This is a genomic window from Sphingomonas sp. Leaf30 (genome assembly GCF_001422525.1).
In the GTDB taxonomy this organism is placed as follows: Bacteria; Pseudomonadota; Alphaproteobacteria; order Sphingomonadales; family Sphingomonadaceae; genus Sphingomonas; species Sphingomonas aerolata.
The window spans coordinates 2,501-5,524 of the sequence record NZ_LMKZ01000007.1; the positions used below are offsets into that span (position 1 = coordinate 2,501).

The 3,024-nt window shown below is 53.5% G+C and carries 1 rRNA gene; it reads left to right on the forward strand.

What is annotated here, in order from left to right:
- The first annotated feature begins 114 nt into the window (after positions 1-114).
- A 23S ribosomal RNA gene (locus ASE89_RS10630) occupies positions 115-2,912 on the forward strand.
- Positions 2,913-3,024 lie beyond the last annotated feature (112 nt).

Below are 3,024 nucleotides of genomic sequence, written 5' to 3' on the forward strand. Positions count from 1 at the left end.
TCTGGCTGAGATTATAATCATCCGCACCTGACAAAAGCTAACGCGCACTGCTCTGCCGAGTTGGTGACGTTCCTCTGGAACGCACCCAGTGATGTCGTTGGTGGTGTGGACTCTCAAGCGTGAGGTAAGGGCAATTCGTGGATGCCTTGGCATGTACAGGCGATGAAGGACGTGGCACGCTGCGATAAGCGCGGGTGAGCTGTGAGCAAGCTTTGACCCCGCGATTTCCGAATGGGGAAACCCACCTATCCCGATTAATCCAAGCGCTGCGGTAACGCAGTGTATTGGGTTAATTAGGTTAGGTATCACTTAGCTGAATAAAATAGGCTTCGTGAAGCGAACCCGGCGAACTGAAACATCTCAGTAGCTGGAGGAAAAGACATCAACCGAGATTCCGTTAGTAGTGGCGAGCGAACGCGGACCAGGCCAGTGCCTGAATTTCAACTAGTAGAAGTCTCTGGAAAGTGACGCCATAGCGGGTGACAGCCCCGTATACGAAAGTGAGAATTCAGGACTCGAGTAGGGCGGAACACGTGAAATTCTGTCTGAACATGGGGGGACCACCCTCCAAGCCTAAATACTCGTACATGACCGATAGCGAACTAGTACCGTGAGGGAAAGGTGAAAAGCACCCCGATGAGGGGAGTGAAACAGTACCTGAAACGGATTGCCTACAAGCAGTTGGAGGGCTTTTATGGCCTGACAGCGTACCTCTTGCATAATGGGTCTGTGACTTAATGTATCAAGCAAGCTTAAGCCGATAGGTGTAGGCGCAGCGAAAGCGAGTCTGAATAGGGCGCCAGAGTTTGATGTATTAGACCCGAAACCCGGCGATCTAGGCATGACCAGGATGAAGGTGCAGTAACATGCACTGGAGGTCCGAACCGATTAACGTTGAAAAGTTACCGGATGAGTTGTGTTTAGGGGTGAAAGGCCAATCAAGCCGGGAAATAGCTGGTTCTCCGCGAAAACTATTGAGGTAGTGCCTCGCACGAACACCTTAGGGGGTAGAGCACTGGATGGGCTAGGGGGTCGCGAGATCTACCAAACCTAACCAAACTCCGAATACCTAAGAGTGATATGCGGGAGACAGACGGCGGGTGCTAAGGTCCGTCGTCAAAAGGGAAACAGCCCTGACCTACAGCTAAGGCCCCCAAATCGTATCTAAGTGGGAAAGCATGTGGGACTTCCAAAACAACCAGGAGGTTGGCTTAGAAGCAGCCATCCTTTAAAGAAAGCGTAACAGCTCACTGGTCTAAACAAGAGGTCCTGCGGCGAAGATGTAACGGGGCTCAAGATACGTGCCGAAGCTTAGGGTGTGCCACTTATGTGGTACGCGGTAGCGGAGCGTTCCGTAAGCCTGTGAAGCGATCTGGTAATGGGTCGTGGAGGTATCGGAAGTGCGAATGCAGACATGAGTAGCGATAAAGAGGGTGAGATGCCCTCTCGCCGAAAGACCAAGGGTTCCTGCGCAAGGCTAATCCGCGCAGGGTGAGCCGGCCCCTAAGACGAGCCCGAAGGGGGTAGTCGATGGGAACCACGTTAATATTCGTGGGCCTGGTGGTGTGTGACGGATCATGTGTGTTGTCATCCCTTATCGGATTGGGATGGCTTCGAAATGGTTCCAGGAAATAGCCCCACCGTATAGACCGTACCCGAAACCGACACAGGTGGTCAGGTAGAGTATACCAAGGCGCTTGAGAGAAGTGTCCTGAAGGAACTCGGCAAATTGCCTCCGTACCTTCGGAAGAAGGAGGCCCTCACTATGCGCAAGCACTTTGAGGGGGCACAGGCCAGGGGGTAGCGACTGTTTAGCAAAAACACAGGGCTCTGCTAAGTCGGCTTCAAGACGACGTATAGGGCCTGACGCCTGCCCGGTGCCTGAAGGTTAAGTGGAGGGGTGCAAGCTCTGAAATGAAGCCCAGGTAAACGGCGGCCGTAACTATAACGGTCCTAAGGTAGCGAAATTCCTTGTCGGGTAAGTTCCGACCTGCACGAATGGCGTAACGACTTCCCCACTGTCTCCAGGACATGCTCAGCGAAATTGAATTCTCCGTGAAGATGCGGAGTACCCGCGGTTAGACGGAAAGACCCCGTGCACCTTTACTGCAGCTTCAGAGTGGCATTAGGAAGAAACTGTGTAGCATAGGTGGGAGGCTTTGAAGCATCGGCGCCAGCTGATGTGGAGCCATAGGTGAAATACCACCCTGTTTGTTTCTGATGTCTAACCTCGTTCCGTAAGCCGGAACAGGGACCCTCTGTGGCGGGTAGTTTGACTGGGGCGGTCGCCTCCTAAAGAGTAACGGAGGCGCGCAATGGTGGGCTCAGGACGGTCGGAAACCGTCTGTTAGAGTGCAATGGCATAAGCCCGCCTGACTGCGAGACTGACAAGTCGAGCAGAGACGAAAGTCGGTCATAGTGATCCGGTGGTCCCTCGTGGAAGGGCCATCGCTCAACGGATAAAAGGTACGCCGGGGATAACAGGCTGATAACCCCCAAGAGCTCATATCGACGGGGTTGTTTGGCACCTCGATGTCGGCTCATCACATCCTGGGGCTGGAGCAGGTCCCAAGGGTTTGGCTGTTCGCCAATTAAAGTGGTACGTGAGCTGGGTTCAGAACGTCGCGAGACAGTTTGGTCCCTATCTGCCGTGGGCGTCGAAATTTGAGAGGAGTTGACCCTAGTACGAGAGGACCGGGTTGAACATACCTCTGGTGTACCAGTCGTTCTGCCAAGAGCGCAGCTGGGTAGCTATGTATGGACGGGATAACCGCTGAAAGCATCTAAGCGGGAAGCCTCCCTCGAGATAAGATTTCATAGAGCCGTCGGAGACCACGACGTTGATAGATCGGATGTAGAAGTGCGGTAACGCATGGAGCTAACCGATACTAATTGCTCTATTCGCGCTTGAGAGTCTCACACCATCAATGACAACACTGGGTTCGCCCAGCACGTCAGACGATAGTGCGGATGATTAAGACGACGCCAGATTGCCAATCCCCTCGCCGTCGAGGGATTGGTCAC